This window comes from Campylobacter sp. MIT 97-5078 (genome assembly GCF_006864455.1).
Taxonomy (GTDB): Bacteria; Campylobacterota; Campylobacteria; order Campylobacterales; family Campylobacteraceae; genus Campylobacter_D.
On sequence record NZ_QHLK01000011.1, the window covers coordinates 43,540 to 66,252 of the forward strand.

Here is a 22,713-nt window from a genome sequence, read left to right on the forward strand (position 1 = left end):
ATGAATGAATTTAAATGAAATTATTTTAGATATAAAAAGAGGTGTCGCTGAAATCATCGATGAGGAAAGATTGCTTACTTTGATTAAAAATTATTATGATAAAGGTGAGAATTTCTTTGTAAAAGTCGGCTTTGATCCAACAGCTCCTGATTTACACTTAGGGCATAGTGTGGTTTTAAGCAAAATGGCACTTTTGCAAAAGCATGGAGCTATAGTTCAGTTTTTAATTGGCGATTTTACCGGACAAATTGGCGATCCAAGTGGCAAAAGTGTAACGCGAAAAAAGCTTTCTAAAGAAGAAGTGCTTAAAAATGCTAAAACTTATCAAGAACAAGTCTTTAAAATCCTTGACGCAGAAAAAACTATCATCAAATTTAACTCAGTATGGTTAAATGAGCTCTCAAGCGTTGGTATTATAGAGCTTAGCTCCACTTTTAGCGTGGCTAGAATGCTTGAAAGAGATGATTTTACCAAACGTTTTAAAGAGCAAAGTCCGATTTCAATCAGTGAGTTTTTATATCCACTTTTACAAGGCTATGACAGCGTAGCCTTAAAATGTGATATAGAAATGGGCGGAACAGATCAGAAGTTTAATCTCCTTATGGGTAGGCATTTACAACGAGTTTATAATGTCGGCAAAGAACAAGTCGTGATGATGATGCCATTGCTTGAAGGGATTGATGGTATCAATAAAATGAGTAAAAGTTTAGGAAATTATATAGGCATTAGCGAAAAAGCAAATGATATATATGCTAAAATACTTAGCATTAATGATGAGTTGATGTTAAGGTATTATGAACTTTTAAGCTTTAAAAGCACAAAAGAGCTTGAGTGCTTAAAAGAGAATTTAAAGCAAGGTAAAATCCACCCAAAAAAGGCAAAAGAAGAGCTTGCTCTTGAGCTATGCCAAAGATATCATAGCAAAGATGAAGCGATGAATGCAAAGGCTGAATTTGATAAAGTGCATAGTCAAAATCAAATGCCAAGTGATATGCCAAGCTTTGAGCTAGAGGGCGAAATTTGGCTTGCAAAAGCTTTGGTGCATTGCGAACTGGCAAGCTCAACAAGTGCCGCAAGACGCGATATCAATGCTAATGCAGTCAGCATTAATGGAAAAAAAGAAAATGACGAGCAAAAAAAGCTCGATATTGGTGAGTATATCTTACAAATCGGCAAAAGAAAATTTGCAAAATTAAAGGTTAATTAAATGCAGTTAAAACCACTTAAGATAGGCAAACATACGATTAAAAATCCTATTTTTCAAGGCGGAATGGGACTTGGTATAAGCTGGGATCGTTTAGCCTCTGCTGTTTCTTTAAATGGCGGACTTGGTATCATTTCTTCGGTTGGCACAGGTTATTATGAAAACAGAAGTCATATTAGCAAAGAGTTAAATTTAAAGCCTTATGGAAGTGAAAACTTCTACTCAAAAGAAGGCTTAAAAGCTTTAATCACAAATGCAAGAAAAGTCTGTGGTGATGCACCTTTGGGGTGCAATATACTTTGTGCGAGTAATGATTATGCAAGGATAGCTCGCGATGCATGCGAAGTAGGTTTTAATGTCATCGTCAGTGGGGCAGGATTACCTACAAATTTGCCTGAATTTACAGCTGATTTTCAAGATGTAGCCCTTGTGCCTATCGTTTCTTCAGCAAAAGCACTCAAAATCATCTGTAAAAGATGGCTTGGTAGATACAAACGCTTACCAGATGCTGTTGTGGTAGAAGGTCCAAAAAGTGGCGGACATCAAGGCTTTACTTATGAGCAATGTTTAATGAGCGAATATCAACTTGAAAATATCGTGCCTCAAGTAGTTGAAGAAGCTAAAAATTGGGGAGACTTTCCTATCATCGCTGCTGGAGGTGTGTGGGATAAAAATGATATAGAAAAGATGATTTTACTTGGTGCAAGCGGTGTTCAAATGGGAACTCGATTTATCGGAACCTTTGAGTGTGATGCAAGTGAGCATTTTAAAGAAGTTTTGCTTGCTTGTAAGCAAGAAGATATTGAACTTATTCATTCTCCAGTGGGCTATCCTGCAAGAGGCGTTCGCACAAATTTACTTGATCTTGTGGATAAAAGACAAGGACCAAAGATCAATTGTATCAGCAACTGCGTTTCGCCTTGTCAGCGTGGCAAAGAAGCGACAAAAGTAGGTTACTGCATAGCTGATCGACTCTATGATGCGTATAGTGGGAAAAAGGAAACAGGATTATTTTTTACCGGAGCAAATGGCTATCGCTTAGAAAAGCTTATCAGCGTTAAAGAGCTTATGCACAAGCTTGTTTATGGTGAAGATGCGTAAAATCTTTTTTGTCTTTTTATTGCTGTGTGTGCAGCTTTTTGCGGCGTATGAAACACAGCTTTTAAATTTTGATAAAAACTTTGCTCGTTCAAGCAATAAACAAGATTTTCATCATCAGCTTAAAAATTTATACATTCAAAGCGTAATTGGCGAAGATGAAAAAAGTAAAGTTGAAATTTTAAAACGTCTAGTCATTAGTTCAAATGCTTTAAATTTGGATGATAAAAACTATGTTAAAGAACTTGTTGAAAGCGGTATCAAAACAGATGAAATTAAAGCCTTGCAAGCTCAAAATAAGCAAACACCAGCAAAAACAAGCACCCAAAACACCAAAGCCACGCAAGATAAAAGTTTAAGCGATACCAAACAAAGCTCAAAAGCTCAAAAAGAGGCTGAAAAAAAGCGTTTCATCTTGCAGGCTAAACAAGTTCAAAATGAGATCATTTTAAGTTTAAACGAAGAGCTTACACAAGAAGAACTTCGTATATCAGAACTTAAAGAAAAACAAAATTACCGCTATATCATTGACTTTAAAGCTGCTCTTGATACAGGTAGAAAAGAGTTTAAAACAGCTAATGCTCGAATTTTGCTTGCCCAATTTGACCCACAAACTACAAGACTTGTGATTTATGCTGAACAAAAACCAGATTTTGATCTTAAGCTTGATAAAAACTCGCTTGAACTTGAATTTAAAGATGAACAAAATGAGCCAAAGAAAATGGTGCAAACAGATAAAAAAACAAGCACTACAAATTCAGCACAAATTAAAACACAAACTTCACAAAAAACAAGTCAAACAAAAGAAAATAAAGCCAAAGAAAAGCTTTTTGTGCTAGGAAGCACAAAAGAAACAAATGGTATTACACTAAGGCTTAGCGATGAGCTTGATGAGGACGAGCTTCAAATTTTTCAGATAAAAGATAAGGACGCTTACCGCATAGTGATTAATTTTGAAGCTGTGCTTGAGGGCAAGAGAAAAAAATTTGATTTTAAAAATACAGACATAAGTCTTATTCAATATACACCTAAAATCGTCCGTGTGGTGCTTAGTTCAAAGCAAGAACTCAAACTTTTTAAAGAGCTTGATAAAAAAAATCTTTTTCTAGGCTTTAATAGCTTTCAAACAAATGCTAAAACACAAACTAGCAAAACAAATTCAAATGTTAAGACTACACAAAATAAGCAAAACCAAACCACTCAAACAAACCCAAAAAACACTAGCTCAAGAGCAAGCCCAAAAAATAAAGTCATCGTCATAGATGCAGGACACGGCGGAAAGGATGGCGGTGCTGTAGGTGGTGGGGGCAAATTACTTGAAAAAAACATAGTTTTAAGTGTGGCTTTAAAGCTTGGCGAAGAGCTTAAAAACAAAGGCTATAAAGTTTTTTACACAAGAACAAGTGATAAATTTATCAATCTTAGAGATCGCACAAAAATTGCCAATGATAAAAAAGCAAATCTTTTCATCTCCATACACGCAAATGCTGCACCAAATGCGGATAAAGCTAAAACTATGCAAGGCTTAGAAACCTTTTTCTTAAGCCCAGCAAGAAGTGAAAGAAGCAAAGAAGTTGCCGCTGCTGAAAATAAATCTGATCTTGAAGAAGCGAATTTTTTCTCAAGACAAAATTTCTTACATTCTTTAAGCAGAGAAAAGATCATCGCTTCAAATCGCCTAGCTATAGATATACAAAAAAATCTCTTAAGCAAAATACGAAGCAAATACAAAGTCGTTGATGGGGCGGTAAGAGAGGCTCCATTTTGGGTTTTAGTTGGGGCTCAAGATATGCCAGCTGTGCTTATAGAAATAGGCTATATCACTCACCCAGAAGAAGGCAAAAGATTAACAAGTAAAAACTATCAAGAGCTTTTAGCACAAGGCATAGCTACTGGCGTGGATAATTATTTTGTAAATAATCCTTAAGTTATCATGGAAAAAGCAAAGATTATCTTTAAGGAAAATACCCCTTTTTCTTTGAATTTTGGTGATTTTTATTTTAGCCATAAAAATGCCCTTGAAGAGCGTCGTTTTGTTTATAGCGAGGCTTTTGAACTTAAAGATAATCCTACCTTCATCATCGCTGAACTTGGTTTTGGCATAGGTTTAAATTTCTTTCTTAGTTTAAAACGTTTTTTAAGAGATAAAAAAGGTATTCAAAGGCTGTTTTATGTGAGTTTGGAAAATTTTTATATACCAAAAGATGAATTAAGAATGATTTATCAAAAACTTGGTCTGTATGAGGAATTTAAAGACCTTTTAGAACCTTTTTTAAGTGTGTATCCAAAGCAAAAAAATGGCTCATATAGATTTTATTTTAAAGATGTTTTTTTAGACCTTGTTTTTAATGAGGCTGCAATTTCCCTTCAAGAGCTTGATTTTAAGGCTGATGTGTGGTATTTAGATGGCTTTTCACCAGCCAAAAATCAAAGTGCATTTAATGAAAATATCATCAAACAAGTTGCAAGGCTTTCAAAGCTAAATGCTCAAATTTGCACCTTTTCAGCCTCATCTTTTTTACAAAATAGCCTTAAAAAATACAATTTTAAAGTGCAAAAATGCAAAGGTTTTTACAAAAGAGAGATGATAAGGGCGTATTTTATGGGCTTTGATTTTGAGGATAAAGAGGCGTATTTTCAAAGGATAAGTCAAAAGGCTAAAAATAACAAAATCGCTATCATCGGTGCAGGCATAGCAGGTGCTAGCCTTGCGTATGAGCTTTCTTTAAGAGGCTTTAAACTCAGTGTTTTTGATAAAAATGAAAGCATAGCAAGTGAGGCAAGTGGCAATGAAAGCGGTGTTTTAAGTTCTTTGATCTTAAAGCCTAAGGTGGCTTTAGGCGAGTTTAGTGAGCTTTGTTTTTATGAAGCAAGCAGGTTTTATCAGCAAATTTTAAAGCTTAAGCCAAATGGGGTTTATGAATTTGCTTATAATGCACTCATGCAAGAAAGATTTGCTTTACAAAAAGAAAATCCTTTATTTGATATAAAGGCTAATCAAGCTTTTTTGACTGATGGGCTTGATCTAAGCCCAAAAGATATAGTGAGTAAGCTTTTTGCAAAAAGTAAGGCAGAGCTTTTTTTGGGGCATGAATTTACACATTTTACTTATGAAAATGAGAGCTTTAGGCTTCATTTTAAGGGGCAAAATCCTCTTGAAGGGTATGGCATTTTAATTTATGCCTTAGGAAGTGAAAGTAAGGATTTTATGCAATATGAAGCCATGAATTTAAGTAAAGTAAGAGGACAAGTAAGCTTATACAAGCCCTTTTTACGCACCAAACACGCCTTTAGCTCAAAAGGCTATGTGTGTGTGCCTAAAGCTGATTTGCAACTCATAGGAGCAAGCTATGATAGGCAAAATATAAACAAAGAGCCTTTGCAAAGTGATGATGCTTTAAATCTTGATAATATTAAAGAGTTTTTGCCTAAAGACTTAAAGCTAGAATTTATAAGCTCAAGAGTGGCTTTTCGCTCGTATTCTTCAGATCGTTTTGCGATTTTTGGAGCCATGTATGATGAGGCATATTATAAAAAAACATATAAAAGCTTATTATGGAGCAAAACTAAGGCTCAACCTAAGCCAAGATACATAGATAATCTTTATCTTAGTATAGCACATGGCTCAAGGGGTTTTGCAAGTGCTATCATCGCTGCAAGATATATCAGTGCTTTAATCTGCGATGAGCCACTTTTTTTAAACAAAAGCCAAATTCCACACATTCACCCAGCCCGTTTTTTGATACGAAAGCTCAAAAAAGGCTTGTAAAAATTTAAACTTGTATTTTATTTTTCTCACTTTAGTTTTCTTTAAGGAAAAAAAGAATACAATCGTGGCTATCATTTCATTAAAAAAGGAGAATAAATGACAAGTTCTTACACTTTTTCATCACTCTTTCATCGTTTTTTTTCTCCTTGTATGTGCCTTTGAGCACATTATTTATCTTTTTTATGCTTTTTTTGAATTTCATTTTTTTGTTGTAGCATTTTGGCTATTTTAATTTTAGTTTTCTCAAATCAAAGGAAAAACCATGAAAAAAACTTTTTTTATATTTTTAAGCTTAGTTTTTTATACTCATTTTGCCCATGCTTTAGTGATAAAAGTTGGCACAGGAAATAGTTATAAGCCTTTTTGTTATGTGGGCGAAAATAATGAAGCTGTTGGTTTTGATATAGAACTTTTAAAGCTTTTAAGCAGTATTGATGAGAATTTGAGCTTTGAATTTGTGCCTCAATCTTTTAACACTCTTTTTGTAGGGCTTGATGGGGCTAAGTTTGATATGCTTGCTCATCAAATTGCTAAAACTAAAGAAAGAGAAGAAAAATATATCTTTTCTGACACGCCTTATTTTAATGTCTTTTTAAATTTTATCACAGCACCAGATTCAAATATCACAAGCTTTGCTGATTTAAAAGATAAAAAAATAGGTGCTGTAGTTGGCTCTAATCAAGCCTTAAGGATAGAAGAATTTATCAAAAATGAGCCAAATTTAAATGCAAAAATAGTGCATTTTAAAAATTATGGAGCCTTGTTTTTAGCTCTTAAAAATAAGCAAATCGATGCCTTGCTTGACAATCCTATAGTAGCACTTGATTATGCTAAGGCTCAAGGCGTTGCCATTAAGATCACTGATTTAAATTTGCAAAAAACTTCGGTATTTTTTGTTTTTGCTAAAGAAAATATTGAGCTAAAAAACAAAATTTCAAAAGCCCTTGAATTAGCAAGGCAAAAAGGTGAGCTTAAAGCCTTGTCTTTAAGATATTTTAACGCAGATTATACTTCAAATTGAAAGAAAAAACCATGAAAAAAATTCTTATTCTTGTCTTTATCGTTTCAAATTTACTCTTTGCAAGAGAGCTTAAAATTGGGAGTGAAAATGCTTATGCACCTTTTGCTTACCTTGATGAAAATAATCAAGCTACAGGCTTTGATAATGAAGTGGTAAAAATTCTTTCTTCTTATTTGCCAGATGTTAAGCTAACTTTTGTTTCTGTGCCTTGGAATGCTATTTTTTCAGGGCTTGATGGGGCTAAGTTTGACATCATCGCCAATCAAATTTCAAAAACCAAAGAAAGAGAGGAAAAATACCTCTTTTCAGCCAAGCCTTATTTTTACGGCGTGAGTGCTTTAATCCTTTCCAAAAATGGTAGTGCAAAGCACATAGATGAGCTAAAGGGCAAGAAAATTGGCGTGAGCATAGGTAGTAATCATGCTTTTAATCTTGAAAAATACGCTAAAGATCACCCTGAACTTAATTTAAAAATAGTGCATTATAAAACCTCGCCTACTCTCATCGCTGATCTTGCAAATTCAAGGCTTGATGCTATTGTTAATGATCCAATCGCAAGTTTAGATTATGCTAAGGCTCAAGGTGTTGCTATCAAAGTAACTGAATTTTATTTTGAAAAAGTACCCGTATTTTTAGTCTTTAGAAAAAACTCGCTTGCCTTAAAACAAGAGCTTGATGTTGCACTTGAAAAAGCCTTACAAGATGGTAAGATTAGTGAGCTTTCGCAGCGATATTTTGGGCTTGATTTAAGCAGGTAAGTTAGGAAAATCAGCTTAAAATGTTTGATTTTGATTATTTTTTAGCCAGTGCAGAAAGGATATATCCTGGGATTTATTATACCATACTCATTGCTGCTCTTTCTTTTGTGATGGGCTTATTTTTTGGATTAATATTGGCTTTGATTCGTCTTTATAAAGTCCGCTTTTTCAACGAAATTGCCATAGTGTATATTTCTTTTTTTAGAGGCACTCCGCTTTTAGTGCAGCTTTTTGTGTTTTATTTTGGTTTGCCAGCTTCTTTTGGATCTGATTTTTTTGGACAAATTGATGCGATTTATTATGCTTTGGTGGTGTTTTCTTTGTATGCGAGTGCGTATTTAGCTGAAATTATGCGTTCAGCCATTTTAAGCGTAGATAAGGGACAGCTTGAAGCAGCGTATTCTTTGGGTATGAGTGCTTTTGCGAGCTTTAAACGCATAGTTTTGCCTCAAGCTTTTATGATTACCTTGCCAAATTTGTGTAATTTTTTCATTATTCAGCTTAAAAATACAGCCCTAGCCTTTACCATAACTGTGCATGATTTAATGGGACTTGCTGAGATTGAAGCTGGCAGAAGTTCTAAATTTTTAGAAGCATATTTGATGGCTGCTATTATGTATTGGGGTGTTTGTGTGCTTTTTGAATTTCTTTTTTCCTTGCTTGAAAAAAAGATGAAAGTATTTAGAAAGGCTTATGCTTAATGCTTGAACTTGCTCATTTATACAAAAGCTTTAAAGACAAACTTATACTTAAAGACATTAATTTAAAGCTTGAAAAAGGAAAAATCATTGCTATCATAGGCTCAAGCGGGGCAGGAAAATCCACGCTTTTAAGGTGTATTAATTTACTTGAAATTCCTACAAGTGGGAGCTTGCGTTTGGATAATTTAAGCCTTGATTTTAAGCATATCAACAAAAAAGATATAGCTGCTTTTCGCCAAAAAACAGCTATGGTCTTTCAACACCACAATCTTTTCATCAACAAAAATGCCATAGAAAATGTAGCAGAAGCTTTGATAGTGGTTAAAAAAATGCCTAAAAAACAAGCCTTTGAGCTTGCTTATGAAAAACTTGAACTCGTAGGTTTAAAAGACAAGCTTTATTCTTATGCTTTTGAGCTTAGTGGAGGACAGGCTCAAAGAGTAGGCATAGCAAGGGCTTTAGCTGTAAATCCTAGCCTTATGCTTTTTGATGAGCCAACTTCAGCCTTAGATGCCGAGCTAGTAGGAGAAGTTTTAGAAGTCATTAAAAACATAAAAGATCAAAGTATGCTTATAGTAACGCATGAGCTTAATTTTGCTAAATCTGTAGCCGATGAGATTGTTTTTATGAGCGAGGGTGAAATTTTAGAGCAAAGTTTAACTCAAGACTTTTTTAAAAAGCCAAAGCATCCAAGAGTGAAGCAGTTTTTAGCTAGGTTTGATAATGAGGATTTTTGCATTTAAAGATGGAATATATCTTTAATGCCCACTATTATCATCTTAATGCCAATAGCCATAATAAAAACTTGAGCTATGCGTGAAAAAACATGCAAAATAAGCTTACCGATAATCCTTTCAATAGTAGCTGCAAAATGAAAGAGCAAAAACATAAAAGCAAAAGCAAGCACTATTGCCCCACAAGCAACAAGCAAGCCTTGATCCTCTGAAGCGATGATGGCTGTTGAAAGCGTGTCAGGACCTACAAGCATAGGAAAAGCCATAGGCACAACACTAGCTCTTAGTAAATCCTTTTCGTCTAAGCCTTGATAATGCAAAAAATCTTGCTTTTTTGCTGTAAAAAGTAAATTCTTTGTCGCCATGATGATGAGTATTAGCCCTCCAGCAATGCGTAAATCATCAAGGCTTACATTAAACACATAACGCATGATAAAAGGACCACTAAATAAAAACACCATAACGATGATAAAGGCTGTATAAAGTATATTGCGAAAGAGTTTTTGTCGTATAGACTTAGCAAGTTCAGCTGTCATAGCGATAAATTGAGTAAGATTGCCAAAAGGATTTAAAACCGCAAGTATGGTGATAGAGATAATAAACATACTATAAATTTGGGATTCTACACTAGTAAACACGAGCTTGATCCTTGATGAAGTCTAAGGAAAGTGAATTAACACAATGTCTAGTATTTTTAGGTGTAAAACCCTCCCCATAAAACACATGTCCTAAATGCCCTCCACATTTTTTGCACATAATTTCAGTTCTAATACCATCTTTATCTTTTTGTTTTAAAATAGCTCCTTCATACTCATCATCAAAGGCTGCCCAGCCGCAATGAGCTGGAAATTTATCCTCACTTTTATATAGTTTAGCCCCACAAGCTTTGCATACATATATGCCTTGTTCAAAAAAGTCATTATAAATGCCAGTAAAAGGAGCTTCTGTGCCTTTGTGTATGAGTATGTATTCTTCTTCTTTACTGAGTTTTTTCATGATCAAGCCTTAATTTTTTTCGTTATAATAGCACAAAGGCAGGTAAATGAATAAGGAATTTTTTAGGAATTTAGAAAATATTTTATATGAGCAGAATTTAAGACTTAAATTTGAAACTTTTTTTGATTTTTATGATGATTTTAAAAGAGAGCTTTTTATCTTTGATCATGAACACAAGGCTGTATTAAGAGATAATATTCACGCAAGCTTAAGTGTAAAAAAGCCCATGAAAATTCGCCGAGTGAGTAAAATAAACTCAAATGAAGCCCTAGCAAAAATGCTTCATTCCATAGCCCATATTGAGTATAGTGCCATAAACTTAGCCCTTGATTCAAGTTATCGTTTTCATGGTTTAGACTTTGCTTTTTATAGGGATTTTCTTAAGATAGCAGATGATGAGATCAAGCATTTTAAGCTTTTGCAAAGTGCTTTAAGTGAGCTTGGCTTTAAGTATGGGGACTTTGTGGTGCATGATAATCTTGAAGCTGCCCTAAAAGCTACCGCAAATTCGTTCAAATACAGAATGAGCGTAGTGCATAGAGGATTAGAAGCAAGAGGACTTGATGCTAATCCTTTTGTAGTTAAAAAACTCCAAAGCACCAAGCATACTCTAAAAACATTTTTAGAAGAAATTTTAAATATCATCTTAGAAGATGAGATCGCTCATGTAAATAAAGGTGATATATGGTGGAGAGCAAGCAAAGATGAACATGAAAACTTTATACAAATTTGTGAAAAATTCAAAGAATTTAGCCTAGCTGGCAAGGTGCTTAACACCGAAGCGAGATTAAAAGCTGGTTTTAATGAAACAGAGCTTGAGGAGCTTGAAGAATTTTATAAACACAGGGGTTTTTAACTCCCGTTAATGCAATTTTTAAGCATTAAAATTATACAATCACAGAGTCAAAATCAAGGAAAAACAAATGTATAGTTTAAAAATTCGTGAAGAAGAGCTCAAACTGAAAGTCGCTGGGGATTTTTTCGCTCAATTTGACACCACAAGGATAGTGCAAAACATAGACTTTTGCGTGGTGCAAAAAGACAGACTTGACTTTGACGAGCTTGGCTCAAACACGCTTTTATGGGCTGAGGCTAAAAAAGGTGAGCTAAAGCTTGAAGACTTTTATCAAAGCTTTGTGCAACTTATCCTTACCATAGGTAAAGCTAAAATCAATGAAAAAACCTTACCACCTGAGTACTTAGGTGCTTTTGATGCGGTAAAAATCGCCTTTATCCCTTATGAGAGTATAGCCTTTGTTTTTAACCAAAATGATTTTAATTGGCAAGTAACCCCAAGCAACCACGAAAGTAAAGAATTCAAACAACTCTACGCCCAGATAAAAGAGCTTTTAAAAGATAAAAGCCTCATCTTTGACTTTTTTATCCAAGAAAAAGACGAAGTGAAGAAAAACAAAGACTTAGAGCATTTTTTACACAATGACTTCATCGTAGGTTGGGGACAAGGCAAAGCCATAGCCATTACTAAAAACAACTTTAATATCGTCTATCAAAAATGGCTTGCAAAAGTAAAGCCAAGCATAAAGCTTGATTATAAAGATGAAGATGGTAAAGTCAAAGAGCTTAATCCAGCTGATTTTTACCTTGCGGATTTGCTCTCAAAGGACAATAAAAGCTTAAAGCAAAATTTAGAAGTTGTGCTTTTAAAAGATCATTATGAAAAAACCTTACCAAATGGCTTTGAACTCAGTTTTAAATTTAAAGACGAACAAAAGGCTCATAAAGACTTTTGGTCCTTTTATGAGCGTCCCCCTGCTGAAGAGGTGCGAAAGCACATACTTAAAAGACGCGATTTGCTTGTGCCAAGAGATATAAGAGAGCGAAAAGGAGCCTTTTTTACCCCTGCTATTTGGGTGGAAAAGGCTCAAGAATACTTAGCTAAAGCCTTAGGGGAAAATTACCAAGATGAGTATATCATTTGGGATTTGTGTGCAGGAACAGGAAATTTGCTTGCCAATTTACAAAACAAAAAGCAAATTTATGCTTCAACGCTTGATGAAGCCGATGTAAAGATCATGAAAGATGATGCTAAGGAGGGTAAAAATAACCTCTTTGAAAAGCATATCTTTCAATTTGACTTTTTAAACGATGAGCTACTTGATGAAGTAGATAAAAAGGGTAATATCCTTAAAAAATCAAAAGTGCCAGAGGCTTTGCAAGCAATCATCAAAGAGGAACAAAAGCGTAAAAAACTTTTGATTTTCATTAATCCGCCGTATGCGGAGGCTACTTCAAGCAAGAGCATTGTAAGCGAAAAATCAGAACATAAAGATTTGGTTGCCGAAAGCACAATAAAAAACAAATATCAACATATTTTAAGACAAGGTGCAAAGGAATTATATGTGCAATTTTTAGCAAGAATTTATGAAGAACTTCCAAATTGTATCCTTGCAAATTTTTCAACTTTGAAAAATTTGCAAGGATCGCACACACAAGAATTTAGAGATTTTTTTCAAGCTAAATTGTTAAAACTATTTATATGTCCTTCATACACCTTTGACAATGTAAAAGGTAAATTTCCTATTGGATTTTTTATTTGGAATTTAGCAATCAAAGAAAAATTTTCAAAAATCTCTGCAGATATTTACAGCGAAAAAGCAAAATTTATTGGCACAAAAAATATTTTTGTTACTCCAAAACAAAATATTAAAACTTGGCTAGCACACTATAATAAATTTTTAACAAAAAATGAAACAATATTAAGTTATCTTGTAAGAGGAAGCGTTGATATGCAAAACAATAATGTTGTTTTTATAACTCACACGCCCTCACAAAGCGTTATAAAGGCTTCTAATTATAATGCTATAACAAAAAATAATTTAATGGCAAATTCCATCTTTTTCTCCGTTCGCCACGCCATAGAATCGACTTGGCTCAATGATAGAGATCAGTTTTTATACCCTAATGATAAGTGGTTGAAGGATAAAGAATTTCAAAACGACTGCCTCGCCTTTATGCTCTTTCACGGACAAAATAGAATTTCAAGCAAAGAAGGGTTAAATCACTTTATCCCCTTTGATGAAAATGAGCTAGGTGCAAAAGAAGCCTTTGCAAGTTCTTTTATCGTTGATTTTATTAGGGGCAAGCTTGGCACCAGCAAAAAAGAAGAAGCTTTATTTGAAGAGGACTCTTTTATCCCACAAAAGGCTTTAGAATTTAGCCCTGAAGCAAGGGCTGTGTTTGAAGCTGGCAAGGCACTTTTTAGCTACTATCATAAAAATTGCACTGAAGTGCTTTATAATGCTAATGCAAGTTTGTATGACATCAAAGAGTATTTTCAAGGACGCAAGGAAAGTAAGGACGGCAAAATAGGCAGAATGAATACTAAAAGCCAAGATCTAAAGTATAACGACTTAATCGCTATTTTAAGAGCAAAGCTTAAGGCTCTAGCTTTCAAACTTGAGCCAAAAATCTATGAATACGGCTTTTTAAAAGAATGATTAGCCTTTTTTTAACCTCTTAAATTTGGTCAGTAAATTCCAAATCGCTCGCACAATCCCATAAAACACATACACACTGACGATAAGAAGTATGCTCTCAAACGTGAAAAGATAGAGCATGGAAAAGACTAAGATGAGTAAAACTAGGACTTTAAGCATGTTTGATTTGCTGAGATCTATTTTTTTAAAGCTTGGATAGCGGATATTACTTACCATTAAAAACGCAAGCATGAGTTGCAAGCATAAAAACACGATCTCATAAGGTTTTAGCCACTCATAGCTTAAAAAGGCATAGGTATAAATCGCACTTACAATAGCAGCCGTTGGTATAGGAAGTCCTATAAAAACTGAGGGTTCATAAGTGCCTGTGGTTACATTAAAGCGGGCAAGTCTTATAGCCCCAAAGACAATAAAAAAGCCAGTAATCAAAGAGCCTATTTTACCGTATTCATATCCAGAACTTGCATAAAAAAGCACAGCTGGAGCTACGCCAAAAGCGACAAGATCAGCCAGAGAGTCAAACTCAACACCAAATTTAGAAGTAGTATTTGTAAGTCTTGCAATGCGTCCATCAAGCCCATCAAAAACGAGGGCTAAAAAGATATAAAACACTGCAGATTTAAAGTTTGAATTGATCGAAGAAATGATAGAAATCACTCCGCAAAAGCACGATGCGGCTGTGAAAAGGTTTGGCAGGATATAGCTAAGCTGAGGTTTGTGTTCTTGCATATTTAAACCTTTTAAGAAAGATAACCAAGCAAAGTGCAAGCTTTAAGCTCATCGCCTACGCCCACGAGCAAACGAGTATCTTTTGGCAAAAGCAAGCTTAATGTGCCATTGAGCGTAAAGCCCAACTCTTCGCCAGCTTGATATTTTTCTTTAAGATTGTCAATCTTAATGCTTCTATCCAAAGAACCAGTACAAATTCGCATAGCTAGCATGTGTTTTTCTTGCTTAGCGAGGATAAAAATACGTTCATTAAGGCTTTTGCTCAGCTCAAAACTTGAAGGCAAGAAAAGCCCATGCCTTGTTTTAATCTCTTGCACATGTAAGGCTGTGCTTGTATAAATCACACCAGCTTCATAAAGTAGGTTTTTAATATCAAGTTCTACGCACTCGCCCAAATCTTTATGAACGATATTTTTTATCGCAATAATTTTACCATCAATTGGAGCTAAGACGGCTTTTTTGTCCATACAAACAACTTCTCTTGAAGGTTTTCTGTAGATAAAAAAAAGTGCAAGTAAAACAAAAAATAATAGCCAAGAAAAACGCCAAAAAATCCATACCGCCAAAAATACAATAACGGCAGTGATAAGTAAAACAAAGGCTGATTTTACAAGGCTCATTTTCATTATTTTGTATCTTTGCTTTCTTGCTCTTGTAAGCGGGTTGGCATATCATTTTCAAGCTCATAATTTTTAATGATCTCTCTAACCTTAGCACCTTATATGGTTTCTTCTTCATAAAGAGCACTTACCATAGTTTCTATTGCTCCTTTATATGCACTAAGTGTTTCTAAAACGCCTTTATATCTTTCATCAAGCGTCTTTTTGACATAATCATCTAAGCTCTCAGCCATTTTATCTGAATAATCTTTTATAGTTTGTCCGCCATTTAAAAAAACATTTCTTTGCTTTTCAAGCACCATAAGTCCAGCGATTTCACTCATTCCATACATAGAAATCATAGCTTTTATGATATCAGTAGCTCGTTCTAAATCATTGCTTGCTCCAGTTGAAATTTCACCGATAAATACTTGTTCAGCTGCCCTACCGCCCAAAAGCACATCAACTTCAGCTAAAAGCTCGTGTTTTTGCATTAAAAACTTATTTTCTTCAGGTGTGTTAAGAGTGTAGCCAAGTGCAGCTAAGCCTCTTGGTATTACTGAAACCTTGCTGACTTTTTTTGCCCCTTTTGTGGTTTCAGCAATTAGTGCATGTCCGCATTCATGATAAGTAACGATTTTTTTCTCTTTTTCGTTGATACGGCGAGATTTTTTCTCAAGCCCAGCTATGGTCTTTCAACACCACAATCTTTTCATCAACAAAAATGCCATAGAAAATGTAGCAGAAGCTTTGATAGTGGTTAAAAAAATGCCTAAAAAACAAGCCTTTGAGCTTGCTTATGAAAAACTTGAACTCGTAGGTTTAAAAGACAAGCTTTATTCTTATGCTTTTGAGCTTAGTGGAGGACAGGCTCAAAGAGTAGGCATAGCAAGGGCTTTAGCTGTAAATCCTAGCCTTATGCTTTTTGATGAGCCAACTTCAGCCTTAGATGCCGAGCTAGTAGGAGAAGTTTTAGAAGTCATTAAAAACATAAAAGATCAAAGTATGCTTATAGTAACGCATGAGCTTAATTTTGCTAAATCTGTAGCCGATGAGATTGTTTTTATGAGCGAGGGTGAAATTTTAGAGCAAAGTTTAACTCAAGACTTTTTTAAAAAGCCAAAGCATCCAAGAGTGAAGCAGTTTTTAGCTAGGTTTGATAATGAGGATTTTTGCATTTAAAGATGGAATATATCTTTAATGCCCACTATTATCATCTTAATGCCAATAGCCATAATAAAAACTTGAGCTATGCGTGAAAAAACATGCAAAATAAGCTTACCGATAATCCTTTCAATAGTAGCTGCAAAATGAAAGAGCAAAAACATAAAAGCAAAAGCAAGCACTATTGCCCCACAAGCAACAAGCAAGCCTTGATCCTCTGAAGCGATGATGGCTGTTGAAAGCGTGCCAGGACCTACAAGCATAGGAAAAGCCATAGGCACAACACTAGCTCTTAGTAAATCCTTTTCGTCTAAGCCTTGATAATGCAAAAAATCTTGCTTTTTTGCTGTAAAAAGTAAATTCTTTGTCGCCATGATGATGAGTATTAGCCCTCCAGCAATGCGTAAATCATCAAGGCTTACATTAAACACATAACGCATGATAAAAGGACCACTAAATAAAAACACCATAACGATGATAAAGGCTGTATAAAGTATATTGCGAAAGAGTTTTTGTCGTATAGACTTAGCAAGTTCAGCTGTCATAGCGATAAATTGAGTAAGATTGCCAAAAGGATTTAAAACCGCAAGTATGGTGATAGAGATAATAAACATACTATAAATTTGGGATTCTACACTAGTAAACACGAGCTTGATCCTTGATGAAGTCTAAGGAAAGTGAATTAACACAATGTCTAGTATTTTTAGGTGTAAAACCCTCCCCATAAAACACATGTCCTAAATGCCCTCCACATTTTTTGCACATAATTTCAGTTCTAATACCATCTTTATCTTTTTGTTTTAAAATAGCTCCTTCATACTCATCATCAAAGGCTGCCCAGCCGCAATGAGCTGGAAATTTATCCTCACTTTTATATAGTTTAGCCCCACAAGCTTTGCATACATATATGCCTTGTTCAAAAAAGTCATTATAAATGCCAGTAAAAGGAGCTTCTGTGCCTTTGTGTATGAGTATGTATTCTTCTTCTTTACTGAGTTTTTTCATGATCAAGCCTTAATTTTTTTCGTTATAATAGCACAAAGGCAGGTAAATGAATAAGGAATTTTTTAGGAATTTAGAAAATATTTTATATGAGCAGAATTTAAGACTTAAATTTGAAACTTTTTTTGATTTTTATGATGATTTTAAAAGAGAGCTTTTTATCTTTGATCATGAACACAAGGCTGTATTAAGAGATAATATTCACGCAAGCTTAAGTGTAAAAAAGCCCATGAAAATTCGCCGAGTGAGTAAAATAAACTCAAATGAAGCCCTAGCAAAAATGCTTCATTCCATAGCCCATATTGAGTATAGTGCCATAAACTTAGCCCTTGATTCAAGTTATCGTTTTCATGGTTTAGACTTTGCTTTTTATAGGGATTTTCTTAAGATAGCAGATGATGAGATCAAGCATTTTAAGCTTTTGCAAAGTGCTTTAAGTGAGCTTGGCTTTAAGTATGGGGACTTTGTGGTGCATGATAATCTTGAAGCTGCCCTAAAAGCTACCGCAAATTCGTTCAAATACAGAATGAGCGTAGTGCATAGAGGATTAGAAGCAAGAGGACTTGATGCTAATCCTTTTGTAGTTAAAAAACTCCAAAGCACCAAGCATACTCTAAAAACATTTTTAGAAGAAATTTTAAATATCATCTTAGAAGATGAGATCGCTCATGTAAATAAAGGTGATATATGGTGGAGAGCAAGCAAAGATGAACATGAAAACTTTATACAAATTTGTGAAAAATTCAAAGAATTTAGCCTAGCTGGCAAGGTGCTTAACACCGAAGCGAGATTAAAAGCTGGTTTTAATGAAACAGAGCTTGAGGAGCTTGAAGAATTTTATAAACACAGGGGTTTTTAACTCCCGTTAATGCAATTTTTAAGCATTAAAATTATACAATCACAGAGTCAAAATCAAGGAAAAACAAATGTATAGTTTAAAAATTCGTGAAGAAGAGCTCAAACTGAAAGTCGCTGGGGATTTTTTCGCTCAATTTGACACCACAAGGATAGTGCAAAACATAGACTTTTGCGTGGTGCAAAAAGACAGACTTGACTTTGACGAGCTTGGCTCAAACACGCTTTTATGGGCTGAGGCTAAAAAAGGTGAGCTAAAGCTTGAAGACTTTTATCAAAGCTTTGTGCAACTTATCCTTACCATAGGTAAAGCTAAAATCAATGAAAAAACCTTACCACCTGAGTACTTAGGTGCTTTTGATGCGGTAAAAATCGCCTTTATCCCTTATGAGAGTATAGCCTTTGTTTTTAACCAAAATGATTTTAATTGGCAAGTAACCCCAAGCAACCACGAAAGTAAAGAATTCAAACAACTCTACGCCCAGATAAAAGAGCTTTTAAAAGATAAAAGCCTCATCTTTGACTTTTTTATCCAAGAAAAAGACGAAGTGAAGAAAAACAAAGACTTAGAGCATTTTTTACACAATGACTTCATCGTAGGTTGGGGACAAGGCAAAGCCATAGCCATTACTAAAAACAACTTTAATATCGTCTATCAAAAATGGCTTGCAAAAGTAAAGCCAAGCATAAAGCTTGATTATAAAGATGAAGATGGTAAAGTCAAAGAGCTTAATCCAGCTGATTTTTACCTTGCGGATTTGCTCTCAAAGGACAATAAAAGCTTAAAGCAAAATTTAGAAGTTGTGCTTTTAAAAGATCATTATGAAAAAACCTTACCAAATGGCTTTGAACTCAGTTTTAAATTTAAAGACGAACAAAAGGCTCATAAAGACTTTTGGTCCTTTTATGAGCGTCCCCCTGCTGAAGAGGTGCGAAAGCACATACTTAAAAGACGCGATTTGCTTGTGCCAAGAGATATAAGAGAGCGAAAAGGAGCCTTTTTTACCCCTGCTATTTGGGTGGAAAAGGCTCAAGAATACTTAGCTAAAGCCTTAGGGGAAAATTACCAAGATGAGTATATCATTTGGGATTTGTGTGCAGGAACAGGAAATTTGCTTGCCAATTTACAAAACAAAAAGCAAATTTATGCTTCAACGCTTGATGAAGCCGATGTAAAGATCATGAAAGATGATGCTAAGGAGGGTAAAAATAACCTCTTTGAAAAGCATATCTTTCAATTTGACTTTTTAAACGATGAGCTACTTGATGAAGTAGATAAAAAGGGTAATATCCTTAAAAAATCAAAAGTGCCAGAGGCTTTGCAAGCAATCATCAAAGAGGAACAAAAGCGTAAAAAACTTTTGATTTTCATTAATCCGCCGTATGCGGAGGCTACTTCAAGCAAGAGCATTGTAAGCGAAAAATCAGAACATAAAGATTTGGTTGCCGAAAGCACAATAAAAAACAAATATCAACATATTTTAAGACAAGGTGCAAAGGAATTATATGTGCAATTTTTAGCAAGAATTTATGAAGAACTTCCAAATTGTATCCTTGCAAATTTTTCAACTTTGAAAAATTTGCAAGGATCGCACACACAAGAATTTAGAGATTTTTTTCAAGCTAAATTGTTAAAACTATTTATATGTCCTTCATACACCTTTGACAATGTAAAAGGTAAATTTCCTATTGGATTTTTTATTTGGAATTTAGCAATCAAAGAAAAATTTTCAAAAATCTCTGCAGATATTTACAGCGAAAAAGCAAAATTTATTGGCACAAAAAATATTTTTGTTACTCCAAAACAAAATATTAAAACTTGGCTAGCACACTATAATAAATTTTTAACAAAAAATGAAACAATATTAAGTTATCTTGTAAGAGGAAGCGTTGATATGCAAAACAATAATGTTGTTTTTATAACTCACACGCCCTCACAAAGCGTTATAAAGGCTTCTAATTATAATGCTATAACAAAAAATAATTTAATGGCAAATTCCATCTTTTTCTCCGTTCGCCACGCCATAGAATCGACTTGGCTCAATGATAGAGATCAGTTTTTATACCCTAATGATAAGTGGTTGAAGGATAAAGAATTTCAAAACGACTGCCTCGCCTTTATGCTCTTTCACGGACAAAATAGAATTTCAAGCAAAGAAGGGTTAAATCACTTTATCCCCTTTGATGAAAATGAGCTAGGTGCAAAAGAAGCCTTTGCAAGTTCTTTTATCGTTGATTTTATTAGGGGCAAGCTTGGCACCAGCAAAAAAGAAGAAGCTTTATTTGAAGAGGACTCTTTTATCCCACAAAAGGCTTTAGAATTTAGCCCTGAAGCAAGGGCTGTGTTTGAAGCTGGCAAGGCACTTTTTAGCTACTATCATAAAAATTGCACTGAAGTGCTTTATAATGCTAATGCAAGTTTGTATGACATCAAAGAGTATTTTCAAGGACGCAAGGAAAGTAAGGACGGCAAAATAGGCAGAATGAATACTAAAAGCCAAGATCTAAAGTATAACGACTTAATCGCTATTTTAAGAGCAAAGCTTAAGGCTCTAGCTTTCAAACTTGAGCCAAAAATCTATGAATACGGCTTTTTAAAAGAATGATTAGCCTTTTTTTAACCTCTTAAATTTGGTCAGTAAATTCCAAATCGCTCGCACAATCCCATAAAACACATACACACTGACGATAAGAAGTATGCTCTCAAACGTGAAAAGATAGAGCATGGAAAAGACTAAGATGAGTAAAACTAGGACTTTAAGCATGTTTGATTTGCTGAGATCTATTTTTTTAAAGCTTGGATAGCGGATATTACTTACCATTAAAAACGCAAGCATGAGTTGCAAGCATAAAAACACGATCTCATAAGGTTTTAGCCACTCATAGCTTAAAAAGGCATAGGTATAAATCGCACTTACAATAGCAGCCGTTGGTATAGGAAGTCCTATAAAAACTGAGGGTTCATAAGTGCCTGTGGTTACATTAAAGCGGGCAAGTCTTATAGCCCCAAAGACAATAAAAAAGCCAGTAATCAAAGAGCCTATTTTACCGTATTCATATCCAGAACTTGCATAAAAAAGCACAGCTGGAGCTACGCCAAAAGCGACAAGATCAGCCAGAGAGTCAAACTCAACACCAAATTTAGAAGTAGTATTTGTAAGTCTTGCAATGCGTCCATCAAGCCCATCAAAAACGAGGGCTAAAAAGATATAAAACACTGCAGATTTAAAGTTTGAATTGATCGAAGAAATGATAGAAATCACTCCGCAAAAGCACGATGCGGCTGTGAAAAGGTTTGGCAGGATATAGCTAAGCTGAGGTTTGTGTTCTTGCATATTTAAACCTTTTAAGAAAGATAACCAAGCAAAGTGCAAGCTTTAAGCTCATCGCCTACGCCCACGAGCAAACGAGTATCTTTTGGCAAAAGCAAGCTTAATGTGCCATTGAGCGTAAAGCCCAACTCTTCGCCAGCTTGATATTTTTCTTTAAGATTGTCAATCTTAATGCTTCTATCCAAAGAACCAGTACAAATTCGCATAGCTAGCATGTGTTTTTCTTGCTTAGCGAGGATAAAAATACGTTCATTAAGGCTTTTGCTCAGCTCAAAACTTGAAGGCAAGAAAAGCCCATGCCTTGTTTTAATCTCTTGCACATGTAAGGCTGTGCTTGTATAAATCACACCAGCTTCATAAAGTAGGTTTTTAATATCAAGTTCTACGCACTCGCCCAAATCTTTATGAACGATATTTTTTATCGCAATAATTTTACCATCAATTGGAGCTAAGACGGCTTTTTTGTCCATACAAACAACTTCTCTTGAAGGTTTTCTGTAGATAAAAAAAAGTGCAAGTAAAACAAAAAATAATAGCCAAGAAAAACGCCAAAAAATCCATACCGCCAAAAATACAATAACGGCAGTGATAAGTAAAACAAAGGCTGATTTTACAAGGCTCATTTTCATTATTTTGTATCTTTGCTTTCTTGCTCTTGTAAGCGGGTTGGCATATCATTTTCAAGCTCATAATTTTTAATGATCTCTCTAACCTTAGCACCTTCTATGGTTTCTTCTTCATAAAGAGCACTTACCATAGTTTCTATTGCTCCTTTATATGCACTAAGTGTTTCTAAAACGCCTTTATATCTTTCATCAAGCGTCTTTTTGACATAATCATCTAAGCTCTCAGCCATTTTATCTGAATAATCTTTTATAGTTTGTCCGCCATTTAAAAAAACATTTCTTTGCTTTTCAAGCACCATAAGTCCAGCGATTTCACTCATTCCATACATAGAAATCATAGCTTTTATGATATCAGTAGCTCGTTCTAAATCATTGCTTGCTCCAGTTGAAATTTCACCGATAAATACTTGTTCAGCTGCCCTACCGCCCAAAAGCACATCAACTTCAGCTAAAAGCTCGTGTTTTTGCATTAAAAACTTATTTTCTTCAGGTGTGTTAAGAGTGTAGCCAAGTGCAGCTAAGCCTCTTGGTATTACTGAAACCTTGCTGACTTTTTTTGCCCCTTTTGTGGTTTCAGCAATTAGTGCATGTCCGCATTCATGATAAGTAACGATTTTTTTCTCTTTTTCGTTGATACGGCGAGATTTTTTCTCAAGCCCAGCTATGG

General features: G+C 34.8%; 21 protein-coding genes and 2 pseudogenes. 13 read left to right on the forward strand and 10 right to left on the reverse strand.

The annotated features are described in order from the left end of the window. The first annotated feature begins 4 nt into the window (after positions 1-4). The 8 genes from tyrS (at position 5) to DMB91_RS06640 (ending at position 9,294) form a co-directional block, all read left to right on the forward strand. Positions 5-1,207 (forward strand): tyrosine--tRNA ligase, encoded by a 1,203-nt coding sequence (gene tyrS, locus DMB91_RS06605; RefSeq protein ID WP_034904520.1) that lies wholly within the window; start codon positions 5-7, stop codon positions 1,205-1,207. Next, positions 1,208-2,305, forward strand: a complete 1,098-nt coding sequence (locus DMB91_RS06610; RefSeq protein ID WP_034904525.1) for a nitronate monooxygenase — start codon at positions 1,208-1,210, stop codon at positions 2,303-2,305. Continuing rightward, positions 2,298-4,229 carry an N-acetylmuramoyl-L-alanine amidase gene (locus tag DMB91_RS06615; protein ID WP_034904610.1) on the forward strand — a complete coding sequence of 644 codons (1,932 nt, stop codon included), beginning with the start codon at positions 2,298-2,300 and terminating at the stop codon, positions 4,227-4,229. Before DMB91_RS06610 ends, DMB91_RS06615 begins: the two co-directional genes overlap by 8 nt. A 6-nt stretch (positions 4,230-4,235) precedes the next feature. Then, the gene (gene mnmC, locus DMB91_RS06620) at positions 4,236-6,071 is read left to right on the forward strand and encodes a bifunctional tRNA (5-methylaminomethyl-2-thiouridine)(34)-methyltransferase MnmD/FAD-dependent 5-carboxymethylaminomethyl-2-thiouridine(34) oxidoreductase MnmC (protein ID WP_034904527.1); all 1,836 of its coding nucleotides are present in this window, start codon (positions 4,236-4,238) and stop codon (positions 6,069-6,071) included. 262 nt (positions 6,072-6,333) lie between these two features. Continuing rightward, on the forward strand, positions 6,334-7,092 hold the full coding sequence (locus DMB91_RS06625) for a transporter substrate-binding domain-containing protein (protein ID WP_052043192.1): 759 nt from the start codon (positions 6,334-6,336) through the stop codon (positions 7,090-7,092). 11 nt (positions 7,093-7,103) lie between these two features. Then, the gene (locus DMB91_RS06630; protein WP_052043193.1) at positions 7,104-7,850 is read left to right on the forward strand and encodes a transporter substrate-binding domain-containing protein; all 747 of its coding nucleotides are present in this window, start codon (positions 7,104-7,106) and stop codon (positions 7,848-7,850) included. A 20-nt stretch (positions 7,851-7,870) separates the two neighbouring features. Beyond that, positions 7,871-8,551, forward strand: coding sequence for an amino acid ABC transporter permease (locus tag DMB91_RS06635; protein WP_034904530.1), 681 nt, complete (start codon positions 7,871-7,873; stop codon positions 8,549-8,551). Then, complete coding sequence (locus DMB91_RS06640; protein WP_034904533.1) at positions 8,551-9,294, forward strand: amino acid ABC transporter ATP-binding protein; 744 nt, start codon at positions 8,551-8,553, stop codon at positions 9,292-9,294. The genes DMB91_RS06635 and DMB91_RS06640 overlap by 1 nt, the downstream gene beginning before the upstream one ends. Here the strand turns inward: DMB91_RS06640 and DMB91_RS06645 are convergent. Further along, on the reverse strand, positions 9,291-9,923 hold the full coding sequence (locus DMB91_RS06645) for a MarC family protein (protein ID WP_143116871.1): 633 nt from the start codon (positions 9,921-9,923) through the stop codon (positions 9,291-9,293). The two genes, DMB91_RS06640 and DMB91_RS06645, sit on opposite strands and share 4 nt — an antisense overlap. Next, a complete protein-coding gene (locus DMB91_RS06650) occupies positions 9,913-10,281 on the reverse strand; it encodes a methionine-R-sulfoxide reductase (RefSeq protein WP_034904539.1) in 369 nt (122 codons plus the stop codon). Before DMB91_RS06650 ends, DMB91_RS06645 begins: the two co-directional genes overlap by 11 nt. Before the next feature lie 46 nt (positions 10,282-10,327). On the opposite strand from DMB91_RS06650, the gene DMB91_RS06655 reads away from it, so the two are divergent. After that, complete coding sequence (locus DMB91_RS06655; protein WP_034904542.1) at positions 10,328-11,137, forward strand: ferritin-like domain-containing protein; 810 nt, start codon at positions 10,328-10,330, stop codon at positions 11,135-11,137. 67 nt (positions 11,138-11,204) lie between these two features. After that, complete coding sequence (locus DMB91_RS06660; protein WP_143116872.1) at positions 11,205-13,739, forward strand: hypothetical protein; 2,535 nt, start codon at positions 11,205-11,207, stop codon at positions 13,737-13,739. On the opposite strand, the gene pssA (DMB91_RS06665) is transcribed toward DMB91_RS06660, so the two are convergent. The 3 genes and pseudogenes from pssA (DMB91_RS06665) to DMB91_RS06675 form a co-directional block, all read right to left on the reverse strand. After that, positions 13,740-14,468, reverse strand: coding sequence for a CDP-diacylglycerol--serine O-phosphatidyltransferase (pssA, locus tag DMB91_RS06665; protein WP_034906985.1), 729 nt, complete (start codon positions 14,466-14,468; stop codon positions 13,740-13,742). A gap of 11 nt (positions 14,469-14,479) precedes the next feature. After that, a complete protein-coding gene (locus DMB91_RS06670) occupies positions 14,480-15,094 on the reverse strand; it encodes a phosphatidylserine decarboxylase (protein ID WP_034906987.1) in 615 nt (204 codons plus the stop codon). Beyond that, positions 15,094-15,762, reverse strand: a pseudogene (locus tag DMB91_RS06675) (cell division protein FtsH); the annotation flags it as partial. The pseudogene DMB91_RS06675 and the gene DMB91_RS06670, both read right to left, overlap by 1 nt. Here DMB91_RS06675 and DMB91_RS06680 point away from each other — a divergent pair. Then, a complete protein-coding gene (locus tag DMB91_RS06680) occupies positions 15,755-16,249 on the forward strand; it encodes an amino acid ABC transporter ATP-binding protein (RefSeq protein ID WP_081946955.1) in 495 nt (164 codons plus the stop codon). The pseudogene DMB91_RS06675 and the gene DMB91_RS06680 overlap by 8 nt on opposite strands. Here the strand turns inward: DMB91_RS06680 and DMB91_RS06685 are convergent. Both DMB91_RS06685 and DMB91_RS06690 read right to left on the reverse strand, forming a co-directional pair. After that, positions 16,246-16,878 carry a MarC family protein gene (locus tag DMB91_RS06685; RefSeq protein ID WP_034904535.1) on the reverse strand — a complete coding sequence of 211 codons (633 nt, stop codon included), beginning with the start codon at positions 16,876-16,878 and terminating at the stop codon, positions 16,246-16,248. The genes DMB91_RS06680 and DMB91_RS06685 overlap by 4 nt on opposite strands. Further along, a complete protein-coding gene (locus tag DMB91_RS06690) occupies positions 16,868-17,236 on the reverse strand; it encodes a methionine-R-sulfoxide reductase (protein WP_034904539.1) in 369 nt (122 codons plus the stop codon). The genes DMB91_RS06685 and DMB91_RS06690 overlap by 11 nt, the downstream gene beginning before the upstream one ends. A 46-nt stretch (positions 17,237-17,282) precedes the next feature. On the opposite strand from DMB91_RS06690, the gene DMB91_RS06695 reads away from it, so the two are divergent. Then, a complete protein-coding gene (locus tag DMB91_RS06695; RefSeq protein ID WP_034904542.1) occupies positions 17,283-18,092 on the forward strand; it encodes a ferritin-like domain-containing protein in 810 nt (269 codons plus the stop codon). 67 nt (positions 18,093-18,159) lie between these two features. Further along, the gene (locus DMB91_RS06700) at positions 18,160-20,694 is read left to right on the forward strand and encodes a hypothetical protein (protein ID WP_143116872.1); all 2,535 of its coding nucleotides are present in this window, start codon (positions 18,160-18,162) and stop codon (positions 20,692-20,694) included. On the opposite strand, the gene pssA (DMB91_RS06705) is transcribed toward DMB91_RS06700, so the two are convergent. The 3 genes and pseudogenes from pssA (DMB91_RS06705) to DMB91_RS06715 form a co-directional block, all read right to left on the reverse strand. After that, positions 20,695-21,423: a CDP-diacylglycerol--serine O-phosphatidyltransferase gene (gene pssA / locus DMB91_RS06705; RefSeq protein ID WP_034906985.1), complete on the reverse strand. Its 729-nt coding sequence runs from the start codon at positions 21,421-21,423 to the stop codon at positions 20,695-20,697. Positions 21,424-21,434: 11 nt separating this feature from the next. Continuing rightward, the gene (locus DMB91_RS06710) at positions 21,435-22,049 is read right to left on the reverse strand and encodes a phosphatidylserine decarboxylase (protein WP_034906987.1); all 615 of its coding nucleotides are present in this window, start codon (positions 22,047-22,049) and stop codon (positions 21,435-21,437) included. Beyond that, positions 22,049-22,713, reverse strand: a pseudogene (locus tag DMB91_RS06715) (cell division protein FtsH); the annotation flags it as partial. The gene DMB91_RS06710 and the pseudogene DMB91_RS06715, both read right to left, overlap by 1 nt.